Genomic DNA, 13,681 nt, shown 5'->3' with positions numbered 1-13,681 from the left:
AATAAGGATATGAGGATTCGTTAGATGAGCTCAAAAGGCCGAATATCTGCAAATAGCGATAGGAGGATTCGTTACGGGTAGTGTATCGCGGAGGGAACGTGTGGCGGCTGCGGTACGGTGCGGTGGCATGGAAGTGCAGTCGTGTTCGGACTTCGGAGTTTGGAGGTTGGTTAAAGAATTCGGGACTTCGGTTAAGGATTTGGGAGTTACGGGAAAAGAAACCCGGCGTTTCGTACAGTGTATGCGTCGAGTCGAGCCTGCCGATTCGAGTTTGTCGATATGCGAAAGGCGGCCATAGGCCGCCTTTTTGCTTTTAATCTGATTTTGCTTTTGATTCATGGCGCTCATTTTTTCAAAATAGCTGCGAGAGAGCATCTATTTTTCCCTGTGCGTGCGTGTAGAGGCGAATAGTTGCGTAGGAGCACTTATTTTCCGTTCCAAGCACCGCAAGACATCTTTTTCCGCAAAATAAGTGGATCTACGCAGTTATTTGACATTTCGACGGCATTTGGCTCAAATAAGTGCTCTCCTGCACTTAAATGCTCGGCCGCGCAAGCCCCAGCGTAGCCGAACGAGCCCAGCTCAGCTGCACAAACCCAGCTTCGCCCGCTCCGATTCCCGTCACTTCACCGATACGTCCGCTCCGCTTAGCCGTTCGTTTACCCGCTCAGCGTCTTCGCCGGTCATGAGGCCGATCAGCGTGAGGAGCATCTGGGACATCCACTTTTTGGGATGCAGCAGAATTTGCAGGTGGAAGCGCAGGTCGGGATGGACGAACGGGATGCTGGCGAGCGTGCCGCGGCGCAGTTCTTCCTCGACGGCGATCTGCGGGAGCAGCGCGATGCCCAGGCCGTTCATGACGCAGTGCTTGATCGCTTCAAGGCTGCCGAGTTCGAAGCCGATCCGGTACGCGACGCCGTGTTCGCGCAGCACTTTCTCGAACGTGCTGCGGTACAGGCAGCTGCCTTCGGAGACGATGAGCTCGCATCCGCCCAGGTCATTCGGGCGGATGCTGTCCGCGCTGCCGGTCGCGGTAAGCGGATGCCCGGGCGGCGCGACGAGCACGAGCGGTTCTTCGCGCACGGTGAGGCAGCGCAGCGAAGGATCGGCCGGCTTGCGGTCGAGCAGCAGCACGAGATCGTATTCGCCGTCTTTGAGCTTGTTGATCAGGTTGCTCTCGCTGTCGGGCAGCATCTGGATCGCGATGCCGGGATGCTTCAGCCGAAGCTGCTGCAAATGTGGCGGCAGATAATAGGCGGCCAGCGAATCGATCGTTCCGATGGTGACTGCGCCGTCCAGCTGGTTGCCGATCGCTTCTTTGGACTCGTCGTACAGTTCGAGCATTTGCATCGCCAGCTTGAGCAGCGCTTCGCCCGGCTGGGTCAGCCGGAGCTGGCGGCCGTAGCGTTCGAACAGCGCTACGCCGTACTCGCGTTCCAGCTTTTGCATCTGCATCGTGACGCTGGATTGGGCGTAGCCGAGTTCTTCGGCCGCGCGGGTGAAGCTTTGGCGCCGGGCCACTTCCCGAAAAGTGCGGAGATAGGTCAATTCCATCGCATTCGCTCCTTTTTACATTCCGTCTTTTTCATTCATCAAAATAATTGATGCTTCGCATCATTTATTATAGCTAACGTCGATACTATTTTCCATGTTAAAGTAAAGTTAACAAAAGCCTGCTGGGAGGAAATACAATGTTAACCGAACAACAGCTGCACGGCATCTACATGCCGATTATCACGCCTTTTTTGCCAAATGGAGAAATCGATCTCGAATCGTTCCACAAGTTGTCTTCGTCTCTCGTCGCGCAGGGCATGCACGGTCTGGTCGTGAACGGCACGACCGGCGAATCGCCGACCGTTAGCCCGGAAGAACTGAGCCTGCTGTCCGCCGCCGCCAAGTCCACGATCGGCGCGGCGAAGATCCCGCTCGTACTCGGGACGGGAACGAATGACACGCGCGCTTCGGTCAAGAAGACCGAACTCGCCGGCAAATTGGGCGCCGATGCCGTGCTGGCCGTCGTTCCTTACTATAATAAGCCTTCGCAGCGCGGCATCGTCGAGCATTTCCGCCAGATCGCTTCCGTCGGCCTGCCGGTTATCGTCTACGAGATTCCGGCCCGCACCGGCGTGCGGATGGAGATCGACACGGTACGCACGATTCTCGACATGGACAACGTCGCCGCCTTGAAAGACTGCTCCGGCAGCACGGAACTGCTGCGCACGCTGCAAGCGTCCGGTCCCGTCAAGCCGTTCCTGTGCGGCGACGACGCGCGGCTGCTGGAATTCCTCGAAGCCGGTGCGGCGGGCGGGATGTCCGCTTCGGCGCATGTTCGCCCGGAACAGTTCCTGAATCTGTACCGGAATTTCCGGTTGGGCCGGACGGACGAAGCGCGCGCCATTTTCGAGAGCCTGCTGCCGCTGATCGGCCTGCTGTTCGAAGAGCCGAATCCGGCGCCGATCAAGTGGATGCTGGCCGAGCTCGGACAGATCGCGCACGGCACGCTGCGGCTGCCGATGGTTACGATCGGCGAAGAATTGCAGAGCAAACTGCTGCACGCGGGCGTTCTTCCGGGCGACGCGCTCGCGATGTAGGCTTTCCGGCGCAGGCGTTCCATCGAACATTTCGAAGTTTGAACCAGACAGTCCGGCGTATGCGCCGGGCTGTCTTTTTTTGCGGAAAATGTTGGGCTTTGTTAATCTGTATATTCACAAGCACAGGCACCGCCAACGAAAGGAGCGCTTTTTTTGATCTATGTGACGGGAGACATCCACGGTACGATCGACGTGAACAAGCGTCTGAACGGCAAAAATTTTCCCGAACAAAAGAAACTGACGAAAAGCGACTACGTCATCATTGTCGGGGACTTCGGATTGATCTGGTCCGGAGACAAGGAAGATCAATATTGGTTGAAGTGGCTGCATCGGACCAAGTCGTTTACGACTCTGTTCATTGACGGCAATCACGAGAACTTCGATCTGCTTGAGCGGTATCCGGTCGAGGAATGGAATGGGGGAACGGTGCATCGGATCAACGACAGCGTGCTGCATCTAATGAGAGGACAAGTGTTCGAGATCGACGGCGGGCGATTTTTCACTTTTGGAGGAGCGGCTTCCCATGACAAAAAATTGCGGAAGGAAGGGAAGTCGTGGTGGGCCAGAGAGATGCCTTCGGAAGAAGAATACCGGGCAGGATGGACGAATCTCGACAAGCACCGCTGGGAAGTCGATTACGTCCTGACGCATACCTGCTCGTCGTCCGCGCTCGCGCATATAACGGCGAACTATCCGACCGACGTCGAACCGGACGGCATGCATGCCTACTTGCAGGCGATCCAGCAGCGATTGAAGTATCGAACCTGGTATTTCGGACATTTCCATCAAGACGCGGAGCTGCCCGCGGAGCAGCGGCTGCTGTATCATCGGATCGTAAAAATTCGATAAGTATAAGGAGTAGCTAGATCCAACGCGACGTAACGCGAACCCAGCGACATTCACCCCGATCGCGCAGCGCACAGCGCAGCCCAGCTTCTGTAAACGTATGCTCGGATGCGAACGTATACATTCGGCCCTGCAAACGTAAACGACAAAAAAGAAGAACCGCGATCAATCCGCGGTTCTTCTTTTTTTGCCGGCGCCGCCGGTCAGCCATCGCCCGCCCGGCAGGCGCGACAGTCCCGCGCACAGCAGCAGCGACGCGGCCGCGACGAGCAGCGCGGTCAGCACGGCAGCGGCCGGATGGTAGCCGCTCAGCGTCAGGTCGCGCGTCTGGACGGCGATGAACATGAGCATCATCGCATGCGACAGATACGCGCCGAACGAATATTTGCCGCACAGCAGCAGCATTTTTTTCCACCAACCGCCGTTTTTTTGCAGCAGAAGGGCCCAGCCGTACAGCATCAGGATTTGCGCCGTCACGGCGACAAAGCTGGTCGGTTTCAGATACGTCGACACGTTGAGGTTGATCTGCTCGCCCGAGAAGCGCAGCAGGTCGGCGTTCATCCACAGATACATGCCGATAAAAGCGAGCGTACTCCACGGCAGCAGCTTGAGCGTAAGCGCCCGAAACCGTTCCAGGTGAAGCCCGCAGATGCCCCCCAACACGAAGTAGAAGACGTAATAAGGGAATTCGTACGTGCGATACTGCAGCAGCGTCTGCCACAGTCCTTCCGTCTGCCAGGACGGCATCCGGTAATACGACAAATACATGAGCCAGCCGTACAATAGCGCGAGCAGCAGCATCAGCAGCCCGATCCGTACGGCGCGGGCCCGCTCGGAAGAACCCGCTCCGGTCCAGCGTCCGATCCCGGCTGCCGCGCCGCGAAACAGCGGGAAGAAGAGATAGAACTGGAAGATCATGACGACGAACCACAGATGGTAGCCATAGGTGGGCGTCACGAACTGCTGAAGCAGCAGGGGCAGATCGCCGATCGCAAACACGGCATGGCCCGACAGCCGCTGCACGACGATCCAATACAGCACCGTCCAGCAGGCGAACGGCACGTAAATATCGCCGATCCGTTTGAGCAAAACGGGTCCGTATCGCTTGCTTGAGCGTCCATACTGATAGAACAGGATGGCGCCGGCGAGAAACACGAACGTCAGCGTGCCGTAGCGGATAAAATGGTACAGCAGCCCGATCGTCACGGCGTCCGGGTACAGAATGTCGCTGCGGTACACGTATTCGCCCAGACTGTGCTGAAGCACGATGGCGAGAAAAGACAAGCCGCGCAGCAGCCCCCATTCCCCGACGCGTTCGCGCGAAGCGGGAGGCTCGCCTGGAGGCAGCGGCGAAGTCGTAGCGGACATCGAAAGGTCACTCCTTTTTCAAAAAAGTCTGGTCGTCAAGCAACCTTATCATTATACTCTTTCTATATGAATTTAGAATCAAATCGGAGGAGAGTCGACATGAAAAAAGCGGATTTTACGAAAAAACCGGTATTGACCGGGCAGCGAACGATTTTGCGTCCTTTTGAACCGGGCGACGGGGAAAAGATGGTGTCCATTCTTGAAGAAGTGGACGTTCGGCGGCTGACCGGTTCGGCCGAAAACGACGAAGAAGCGCACGCATCGACCACGCTCGAACAAGCTGAGCATGTCCGCGTCTGGTATGACACGCGCAATGCTGCAAACGACCGGCTGGATCTGGCGATCGTCGATGCGGTCAGCGGGGAACTGGTCGGCGAAGCCGTGTTCAACGAATACGACGAGAATACGGGCAACGTCAATTTCCGCATCCTGATCGGAGCGGCCGGCCAAGGGCGGGGCCTCGGCTCGGAAGCGATCGCTTTGTTCGTTCAATACGGCTTCGAAGAGCTCGGACTGCACCGGATCGGACTGGAAGTGTTCAGCTTCAATCCGAGAGCCGAGCGCACCTACGTCAAAAACGGATTCGTGCTCGAAGGCGTCAAACGCGAAGAATTCGCCTACAACGGCGAATATATCGACTCGAAAGTGTACGGCATGCTGCGCGGGGACTACGACAGCCGGACGTTCCGCCCGTGAGCGAACCGGTCAAGACGTACAATACGGCGGTGGAAGCGACGCTTGAGGTGATCGGGGGCAAATGGAAGCCGGTGATCCTGTTCCTGCTGACGTTCGGCAAAAAGCGCAACGGCGAACTGCTGCGGCTGCTGCCGGCCGTGACGCAGAAAGTGCTCACCCAGCAGCTCAAGGAATTGGAAAAGGACGGTGTGATCGTGAGAATCTCCCACAACACCGTCCCTCCCAAAGTCGAATACGAACTGTCCGAATACGGATGGAGTCTCAAAGACATCCTGCACGCCATGTGCCGGTGGGGCGACGCGCATATCGAGCGGACCTGCGGCAAGCTTGCGAACCCGATCAGGCCGGAATGATTTTGCGGCGCTTCAGATCGTCGAAGATGTCCGTGAACATCCGCTCGGTGTCGACGCATTCGTGCAGGCCGAGCCGCCGGGCTTTGCCGCCGTCCGCGAAGAAGTCGTAATCCCAGCCGAACACGAAATCGCCGAACGCCCACGAAGACACTTCCGCATAAGTATGCGGGGCCAGATCGTATTTGGCGACCAAGCCGTCCCAGAGGCTCTCTTTGCCGCGCATCACGTCGCTCAGCGGCATCGGCAGCGGCGGAGCGGTCTCCATCCCGAAATAGTCGGCGATCTTCGGCCACATTTCGCTCCAGCGGAACAGGTCGCCGTTGTTGATGTTGAACGCCTGATTGGCGCAGCGCTCGTCCGTCGCGGCCCAGACGGTCGCTCTGGCGAGCAGGCCGGCGTCGGTCATCTCCAGCAGGCTGTCGTACGCGCCGGGCTTGCCGGGAAATCGCAGCGGCAGTCCGAGCTCTTTGGACAGCGACGCATAGACCGCGAGGACCATCGCCAGATTCATCGGATTGCCGAGCGCGAAGCCGCACACGACGGACGGGCGCAGCGCGGACCAGGTCCAGCGGCTGCCGACTTGGCGGCGCTCCAGAAACTGCTGCTGGTCCACGTTGAATTCGGGCGGCATATGGAAAGCGTCGCTTTCCCTTGCGGGCGTCTTGAACGGCCCCAGATGCGCGCCGTACACTTTGTAGCCCTGCATCAGGCTGATATGGCGCAGATCGGCGGCGACCGGTTCCAGCGCGTCGACGACGTTGACCAGCATGTCTAGATTGGGCGCGACGAGTTCGGCCCACGTGCCGCGGTCCTGATAGGCGGCGTAGAAAATATGGGTGACCTGCGACAATCCGGCGAGCGCTTCCCGCACAGCGCCGGCATCCAGCAGATCGACGGACAGATAGCGGATCCGATCGGACGATTCGCCGCCCCGGCGCGAGACGCCGATAACGGTCCAGTCGGGCAGCGAGACCAGATGCTCCGCCAGATTGCGTCCGATGACGCCGTTGGCCCCGACGATCAGGGCGACTTTCGGTGCGGAAGCTTGAAGCGGGCGGGCCGCTGCGGCGGATTTGATCGGGTCGGCTGCGGCGGCGGGGACGTAAGGTCGGGATGGGTTCATGGATGCAGGCTCCTTTTTCGGTAACGGTTTTGGTGTGACTTCCCCTTCAGTGTGCGCCCGGAGCGCAGCGGTGACCAGTACGCACTTTGAAGTCCTATAGGCACTTTGAAGTCACTTATGCGGCGGATCGGGGGTCAGGCGCACNNNNGCCCGTTTCGGCAGCAGCCGAAACGGGCTTTTGAACTTGGATCGAAAGAGGCGGCCGGAAGTCGCGAGACCGCGGCCTAAGCGGAGAACGTTCCTCGCGACCGATCGACCAATCGACCGGCCAGCCGGCCTGACACTCAGGCGCCGGCTTCCGTCCGGAACTCCCGGTCTTTGGCGCGGGAGCGCGAACGGCTGCCCGGCACCCGCGGAGGGCGCGGCAGCGAACGGGCCGGGGCAAGCTTCAGACCCGACACCATGACGCCGCCGAGGATCAGCAGCGCGCCCAGATAGCCCTGCGCGCCGAGCATTTCGCCCAGGAACACGAAGCCGAACAGCGCGGCGAAGACCGGTTCCAGCGAGAAGAGCACGCCGATCCGCTCGGGCGACGTATGCTTCTGCGCGACGGTCTGCATGACGAACCCGAATGCGCTGCAGATGACGGCGAGGCCGATCACGGCGGTCCATTGGGAAGCGCCGTGCGGAATCGACGGCGTCTCGAAGCCGAAGCCGAGCAGCAGGCCGAACAAGCCGGTGAAGCCGAGCTGGAGCACGCCGAGCGTGAGGCCGTCGGCGCGCTTGGCGAACCGGTTCGTCAGCACGATATGCACGGCGTAGACGAACGCGCCGAGCAGGCAGAGCAGCGAGCCGCTCTGGAACGTGAGCGAATGCTGGAGCGTCAGCAGCGCGATCCCGCCCATCGTAAGCGTAATGCCGGCCGCCATCGCGAAGCTTGGCCGGCGGCGCGTGATCGCGAGCTGGATCATCGGCACGAAGACGACCATGGCGCTGGTCAGGAAGCCGGCCGACGACGCGGTCGTCGTCTCCAGCCCCGTAATGAGCAGCGCCAGCATGACGAACAGCACGAACCCGAGCACCGCGGCATAGCCGACCGTCTTCAGGTCGGCCAGCCGTATTCGGCGCCAGAACAGCGGCGCCGTCAGCGCAAAGGCGAGCAGGAACCGCCAGGCGATCAGCATAAACGGTTCCATGCCGTCGAGGCCCAATTTCATCAGCAAATAGGACGAGCCCCAGGCCGCCGAGACCAGGGCGATCGACAGATCGGCCGTTTTTTTCGTCATGTGCATCTTCATTCTTTTCGTCATCCTTTTCCGGTCGTATAGAGTTTGAAAAACCTGCATAAAAATCCGTTGATTTTTTGCCTTTCTCAGTATAAGTTGAAGAAAAGCATGAGCAAAGCGAATGTTTTTCATGTTTAACATGAACAATTTTAATGATGGAAAGAGGCAGACGATGTCGACCCACAAATACGAAGCTTTTCTCAAAACGCTTGAGACCGGCAGCCTGACCAAAGCCGCGGCCTCGCTCGGTTATACGCAGTCCAGCATCAGCCATATGCTGAACGCGCTCGAAAAAGAATGGAGGTTGACGCTGCTGATCCGGGACCGTTCCGGCATCCGCCTGACGTCGGACGGACAGCGGCTGCTGCCGTACATCCGGCAGGTCGTCCAGGCGCACCGGGAGCTGATCGACGAGACGGCGAACCTGCGCGGGCTCCGCTCCGGATTGATCCGGCTCGCCACGTTCACGAGCGCCGCCGTCAACTGGCTGCCGGGGCTGATCCAGACGTTCCAGCAGCAGTATCCGGGCGTCGACTTCGAGCTGCTGCACGGCCATTACAGCGATATCGAGAATTGGCTCGATACCGGACAGGCCGACTGCGGATTTCAGCGGCTGCCCGTGCGGAGCGATTTTGAGAGCCGCTTCCTCATGCAGGACCGGCTGGTCGCCATTTTGCCCGAGCATCATCCGCTGGCGGACCTGGAGCGGTTTCCGGTCGAGGCGCTGGGCGAGGAGCCTTTTCTGCTGCTGGAAGAAGGCACGGTCAACGAGATCCGGGACATCTTCGAGCTGCACGGCATCCATCCGAAAGTGCGCTTTACCGCCCGGGACGATTACGCGATCATCTCGATGGTCGAGAGCGGGCTCGGGATCAGCATTCTGCCGGAGCTCGTGCTGAACCGGACCCCGTACCGCGTCGTGCAAAAAGAACTCAGCGTGCCCGCCTATCGCCGGCTCGGCATCTGCCTCAAAAGCGGCGAACATACGTCGCCCGCGCTGCGCAAATTTCTGGAGCATGTGGAGACGTATCCGGCTTTTCGGGGACAGGCGCTGGAAAAAGGGTCTTAAAAATAAAGCTTTTATGCAAAAAGAAGGAAGGCGGCGGCGCCGGCGCGAAGTTGTCTCCTATCGGGACGACGGCGCGCGGGCTTGCCTGCCTGTCCGCTCCAGCCCGGAGGACGCAATCCAGATGAACGGGAGGTCGCTTATGCCGACGTTTGAGACAAGAGGAGACCACTTTTATTACGACAACGAACCGTTGCAGCTGAGATCGGGAGCGATCCATTATTTCCGCGTGGTGCCGGCTTATTGGGAAGACCGCCTGCGCCGGCTGATCGCCTGCGGCTTCAATACGGTCGAGACGTACGTGCCGTGGAACCTGCACGAACCGAGGGAAGGACAGTTCGTTTTCGACGGCATCGCCGATCTGGAAGCTTTCGTGCGGCTGGCCGGCTCGCTCGGTCTGCACGTCATCGTCCGGCCGAGTCCGTATATTTGCGCGGAATGGGAATTCGGGGGCCTGCCGGCCTGGCTGCTGGAGAACGGCGATCTGCGCCTGCGCTGCTCGGATAAGGCGTACCTGTCCAAAGTGGACGCTTATTTCGACGAGCTGCTGCCGCGTCTGCGCCCGCTGCTGTGCAGCGTCGGCGGACCGATCATCGCGCTGCAAATCGAGAACGAATACGGCAGCTACGGGTCGGACACCGCCTATCTGGAATATTTGCGTGACGGTATGGTCCGGCGCGGCATGGACGTGCTGCTGTTCACGTCCGACGGCCCGGAAGTGTCGATGCTGCGCGCGGGTTCGCTGGCCGGGACGCTGGCGACGGTCAATTTCGGTTCGGGCACGATCGGCGCGTTCGAGCAGCTGCGCCGGCATCAGCCGGAAGGTCCACTGATGGTTATGGAATTCTGGGACGGCTGGTTCGACCGCTGGACAGGCCCGCATCATACGCGCTCCGCGTCCGAGATCGTGACGGAACTTGAGCGGATGATGGATCTGAACGCGTCGTTCAACTTCTATATGTTCCACGGCGGGACCAATTTCGGCTTCATGAACGGCGCGAACCATGTCAACCATTACGAACCGACGGTAACCAGCTATGATTACAGCGCGCTGCTGAGCGAAAGCGGCGATCCGTCGGACGCCTACTTCGCGGTGCGGGAGCTGCTGTCGCAGCGTCTTGGCCTGACACCGCCGGAGCCGCCCGCGCCGCTGCCCAAAAAAGCGTACGGGCGCGTGGAGCTGGGCGAATGCGCGGGACTGCTGGAGCAGGCGGCGCTTCTGTCGGGAACGCCGATCCGCAGCGCCGTGCCGGAACCGATGGAAAGAATCGGCCAGAATTACGGCTTCATCCTGTACACGACGCAGATCGGCAGCGAACACGACGGCGGCAGATTGTTCCTGCAGGACGTGCGCGACCGGGCGCTTGTGTTCGCAGACGGGAAGCAGATCGCGCTCGTCAGCCGCTGGGAAGAGCAGGGCGGCATTGTGCTGAGCGTGCCGACAGGCGGGCTGCGCCTCGATATTCTCGTCGAGAATATGGGCCGGATCAATTACGGGCCGCTCATGCGCGACCGCAAAGGCATTACCGAAGGCGTACGCGTCGGCAATCAATTCCTGCATGGCTGGGACATCACGCCGCTGCCGCTGGACGATCTGTCGGCGCTCGCGTTCAAGCCGCTTGAACCGGGCGGAGGCGAACCCGCGGCTTCGCACGCGCAGACAGCCGGCTTCGCGGAGCTGGCCGCCGAAGAAGCGGTGCTGCGCAGCGCGGGAGCTGCGGCGGACAACGAAGCGCTGCATGCCGCGGCGGAAGCGGCGCAGGCGATTGAAGCGCGGCGCGACGCAGACGCGCAGGGCGCTGCGGACGCCGAACAGGCCGCCGCATCCGACGCGGCGCACGGCGAAGCGTCGGGCGCGCGTCCCGCGTTCTATCGCGGGACGTTTGCTGCCCAAGAGATGGCCGACACGTTCGTGCGCACGGACGGCTGGCGCAAAGGCGTCGTCTGGATCAACGGGTTCCTGCTCGGCCGTTATTGGCAGGCGGGTCCGACGAAGACGCTCTACGTGCCGGCTCCGCTGCTGCGCGAAGGCGAGAACGAGATCGTCGTGCTGGACCTGCACGGCTTCGGCGAAGAGGGCGGAAGCCGTGGCTTGTCTTCGCTGCCGTTCGTCGAATTGACGGACGCGCCGGATCTGGGCTGAACATCGGCTGCGAGAAGGTAGACCCGGGACCCCCGCCTTTCGAGCGAAAGGCGGGGGTCTCTCCGTTTTGGCGTATAATCAAGAAGCGTTCGACACCATAATAAGCGTTCGACAATATCGAGAAAAGAAGGAGGAATCGCCATGTCTTGGACTTCCGAAGCCGGAGGCGGCCGGGAATTCAATCTCGGACAGCATGCGCTGCCCGATCTGCATTTTTCGTTCCAGATGTGCGGCGCGCATTGGCGCAAAGTATCGCCCGGTTGGTCGTACCCGGAGCACGACCATGCGCTGTTCGAATTGAATTACGTGCTGGAAGGGCAGCAGGTCATGCGTCTGCACGGCCGGACGCAGCTTCAGCAGCCGGGCGAGCTGATCCTGATCGCGCCGGGCTGCCGGCACGACAGCGAGATCGGCAGCCCGGCGTCGATGACTTATTTCTGCCTGCATTTCGATATCGACGACGCGGTCATGTACGGCCGCCTGGCCGCGCTCGGCAGCCATCTTCATGCCGCCGACTCGGAACTGACGACGCGGCTGAAGCCCGATCTGGAACGTCTGTCGCTCCTGTCCGGCGAGACGGAAGAAGAGCTGGCGGCGGAATCGTTCGCGATCCGCACTTGTATTCTGCGTCTGCTGCTGGAGCTGTGCCAGTACGCGTTCGACCGGCCCGAAGCGGGGGAAGATCCGGCTATGGCCGCGACCGTGCAGCCGGAAGAAGCCCGGATGCTGCGGGAACGCTACGCGCTGGAGAAAAAGATGCAGGATTATCTCGGCGGACCGGACGACGGCGACCGGCTGAGCGACCGGTCGCTGTTCCCGCCGTTTCGCTGGATCGGCTTGTTCACCGTGATGGTGCCCGACCGCACATTTTGGACCAAGCCGGACCGGTTTCTCGCGAAAATCCTGCTCGAAGACGAGCTCGGCCGATTCGGCGTCTCGGTCGTCGCCGCGGGCGAACGGCTGCTGACCGCCGTCCTGTTCACGGACGGCTACAGCGTGCCGCCGCTGGAAGAATACGCGGCCGACTGCCGCCGCCTGCTGGAGCACCGGCTGAACGAGCCGGTACGGATCGGGCTCGGAGGCGTCGCGGCTTCGTCGGGCGAGCTCAAAGGGCTGTACCGGCAGAGCCTGAGCCGGCTCGGCCTGAGCGAAGCCGCCGATTGGCTGCCGGATTTCGACTTCGTGAACCGGACCGTCCGGCTGGCGCTGCTGGTCATCGAATCCGAATATGCGGATTCCGAACTGACGCTCGCCGGCCTGGCCGCCCGGCTGGAGCTGACGCCGAACTATCTCAGCGCGCTGTTCACCGCGGAGACAGGCCGCACGTTTACGTGGCATCTGACCCGGATTCGGATCGACCGCGCCTGCGCGCTGCTGCGGCAGAGCCGCCTGAAAGTGTATCAGATCGCCCGTCAGATCGGGTACGCCGACCCGGCGTATTTTAGTCGCAGCTTCAAGGGAGTCGTCGGGCTCAGCCCGGCCGCGTATCGGGAAAACCTGCTCGACGAATAAAGAATACGCTTACAAGTCAGCGTTGAATTGTCCAACAAAACGTAGATGCGTACATTGTCCGCTTCGCCAGCTGGTGACATACTGGAAAAAAAGCGAAGCACAGGGGGAGACGCGCATGTACAAAGTCATCGTGGCGGACGATGAGCCGCTGATGCTGGAAGGCTGGAAGACGATGGTCGATTGGACCGGGGCGGGATACGAATTGTGCGGAGCCGCTTCCGACGGCGAAGAAGCGCTCGATCTGTTCGGTTCGGTCGGTCCCGATCTCGTCGTGACCGATATTCGTATGCCCGTCTTGGACGGACTGGAGCTGATCCGGGCGATCAAGAATCGCCCGGGCGCCCATGCCCGAAGCGTGATCGTCAGCGGCTATGCCGAATTCGGCTACGTGCAGCAGGCGCTGCGCTTCGGCGCGGATCGTTACGTGCTGAAGCCGATCGTGCCCGAAGAGATCCAGGTCCTGCTCGGCGACCTGTTCGCGCTGCTCGGCCGCGACCGCACCGACCGCGCTTCGGCGGCCGCGCTGCAGGCGGCGGCCGAAGAAGCGGAAGTGATGCGCCTGCTGCAGGGCGGCCTATCCGGCGGCCCGGGCGCGCTCGGTCTGGCTTCGTGCGCGCCGCTGTGCGTGCTGCTGCTCGAAGCGCCGTGCGCGCCGACGGGCCGCGCCCGTGCGCTGCCGCGCGCCGCGCTGAAGCGCACGGCGGAGCGGCTGCGCGCCGCCGGTACGCCGGCGTGGACGTTCGACGACGGCCGGGGC

General features: G+C 61.1%; 12 protein-coding genes. 8 read left to right on the top strand and 4 right to left on the bottom strand.

Going from position 1 to position 13,681, the window contains the following annotated elements:
* Positions 1 to 621: 621 nt before the first annotated feature.
* Positions 622 to 1,554 carry a LysR family transcriptional regulator gene (locus FTE24_RS09325; RefSeq protein WP_150228835.1) on the bottom strand — a complete coding sequence of 311 codons (933 nt, stop codon included), beginning with the start codon at positions 1,552 to 1,554 and terminating at the stop codon, positions 622 to 624.
* Between the two features lie 137 nt (positions 1,555 to 1,691).
* Between FTE24_RS09325 and dapA the strand changes: the two genes are divergently transcribed.
* Entirely contained in the window at positions 1,692 to 2,591 is a 900-nt protein-coding gene (dapA, locus tag FTE24_RS09320; RefSeq protein ID WP_150228837.1) for a 4-hydroxy-tetrahydrodipicolinate synthase, read from the top strand.
* Positions 2,592 to 2,753: 162 nt separating this feature from the next.
* Entirely contained in the window at positions 2,754 to 3,440 is a 687-nt protein-coding gene (locus FTE24_RS09315; protein WP_337190038.1) for a metallophosphoesterase family protein, read from the top strand.
* Between the two features lie 162 nt (positions 3,441 to 3,602).
* Here the strand turns inward: FTE24_RS09315 and FTE24_RS09310 are convergent, their stop codons facing one another.
* Positions 3,603 to 4,805, bottom strand: a complete 1,203-nt coding sequence (locus FTE24_RS09310; RefSeq protein ID WP_150228840.1) for an acyltransferase — start codon at positions 4,803 to 4,805, stop codon at positions 3,603 to 3,605.
* 99 nt (positions 4,806 to 4,904) lie between these two features.
* Here FTE24_RS09310 and FTE24_RS09305 point away from each other — a divergent pair, with 99 nt between their 5' ends.
* Complete coding sequence (locus FTE24_RS09305) at positions 4,905 to 5,501, top strand: GNAT family N-acetyltransferase (RefSeq protein ID WP_141449694.1); 597 nt, start codon at positions 4,905 to 4,907, stop codon at positions 5,499 to 5,501.
* Entirely contained in the window at positions 5,498 to 5,854 is a 357-nt protein-coding gene (locus FTE24_RS09300; protein ID WP_150228842.1) for a winged helix-turn-helix transcriptional regulator, read from the top strand. Before FTE24_RS09305 ends, FTE24_RS09300 begins: the two co-directional genes overlap by 4 nt.
* On the opposite strand, the gene FTE24_RS09295 is transcribed toward FTE24_RS09300, so the two are convergent.
* Both FTE24_RS09295 and FTE24_RS09290 read right to left on the bottom strand, forming a co-directional pair.
* Positions 5,841 to 6,977, bottom strand: a complete 1,137-nt coding sequence (locus tag FTE24_RS09295; RefSeq protein WP_150228844.1) for an SDR family oxidoreductase — start codon at positions 6,975 to 6,977, stop codon at positions 5,841 to 5,843. The genes FTE24_RS09300 and FTE24_RS09295 overlap by 14 nt on opposite strands.
* Positions 6,978 to 7,261: 284 nt before the next feature.
* A complete protein-coding gene (locus tag FTE24_RS09290; RefSeq protein WP_150228846.1) occupies positions 7,262 to 8,215 on the bottom strand; it encodes a DMT family transporter in 954 nt (317 codons plus the stop codon).
* 160 nt (positions 8,216 to 8,375) lie between these two features.
* Here FTE24_RS09290 and FTE24_RS09285 point away from each other — a divergent pair, with 160 nt between their 5' ends.
* The 4 genes from FTE24_RS09285 to FTE24_RS09270 form a co-directional block, all read left to right on the top strand.
* Positions 8,376 to 9,272: a LysR family transcriptional regulator gene (locus FTE24_RS09285; RefSeq protein WP_141449698.1), complete on the top strand. Its 897-nt coding sequence runs from the start codon at positions 8,376 to 8,378 to the stop codon at positions 9,270 to 9,272.
* Between the two features lie 139 nt (positions 9,273 to 9,411).
* The gene (locus FTE24_RS09280; protein ID WP_237401706.1) at positions 9,412 to 11,412 is read left to right on the top strand and encodes a glycoside hydrolase family 35 protein; all 2,001 of its coding nucleotides are present in this window, start codon (positions 9,412 to 9,414) and stop codon (positions 11,410 to 11,412) included.
* Positions 11,413 to 11,553: 141 nt separating this feature from the next.
* The gene (locus FTE24_RS09275; RefSeq protein ID WP_150228848.1) at positions 11,554 to 12,924 is read left to right on the top strand and encodes an AraC family transcriptional regulator; all 1,371 of its coding nucleotides are present in this window, start codon (positions 11,554 to 11,556) and stop codon (positions 12,922 to 12,924) included.
* Positions 12,925 to 13,039: 115 nt separating this feature from the next.
* A partial coding sequence (locus FTE24_RS09270) for a response regulator (protein ID WP_160441711.1) occupies positions 13,040 to 13,681 on the top strand: 642 nt, incomplete at its 3' end.

It is taken from the genome of Saccharibacillus sp. WB 17, from assembly GCF_008634075.2.
Taxonomy (GTDB): domain Bacteria; phylum Bacillota; class Bacilli; order Paenibacillales; family Paenibacillaceae; genus Saccharibacillus; species Saccharibacillus brassicae.
Note: the sequence above shows the minus strand (reverse complement) of the source record. Positions and strands in the feature narration are given on the sequence as shown.

Bases quoted from the DNA above. Each gene is read 5' to 3' on its own strand.
- FTE24_RS09325 (WP_150228835.1), bottom strand. From the start codon at position 1,554: ATGGAATTGACCTATCTCCGCACTTTTCGGGAAGTGGCCCGGCGCCAA.
- dapA (WP_150228837.1), top strand. From the start codon at position 1,692: ATGTTAACCGAACAACAGCTGCACGGCATCTACATGCCGATTATCACG.
- FTE24_RS09310 (WP_150228840.1), bottom strand. From the start codon at position 4,805: ATGTCCGCTACGACTTCGCCGCTGCCTCCAGGCGAGCCTCCCGCTTCG.
- FTE24_RS09305 (WP_141449694.1), top strand. From the start codon at position 4,905: ATGAAAAAAGCGGATTTTACGAAAAAACCGGTATTGACCGGGCAGCGA.
- FTE24_RS09295 (WP_150228844.1), bottom strand. From the start codon at position 6,977: ATGAACCCATCCCGACCTTACGTCCCCGCCGCCGCAGCCGACCCGATC.
- FTE24_RS09290 (WP_150228846.1), bottom strand. From the start codon at position 8,215: ATGAAGATGCACATGACGAAAAAAACGGCCGATCTGTCGATCGCCCTG.
- FTE24_RS09285 (WP_141449698.1), top strand. From the start codon at position 8,376: ATGTCGACCCACAAATACGAAGCTTTTCTCAAAACGCTTGAGACCGGC.
- FTE24_RS09280 (WP_237401706.1), top strand. From the start codon at position 9,412: ATGCCGACGTTTGAGACAAGAGGAGACCACTTTTATTACGACAACGAA.
- FTE24_RS09275 (WP_150228848.1), top strand. From the start codon at position 11,554: ATGTCTTGGACTTCCGAAGCCGGAGGCGGCCGGGAATTCAATCTCGGA.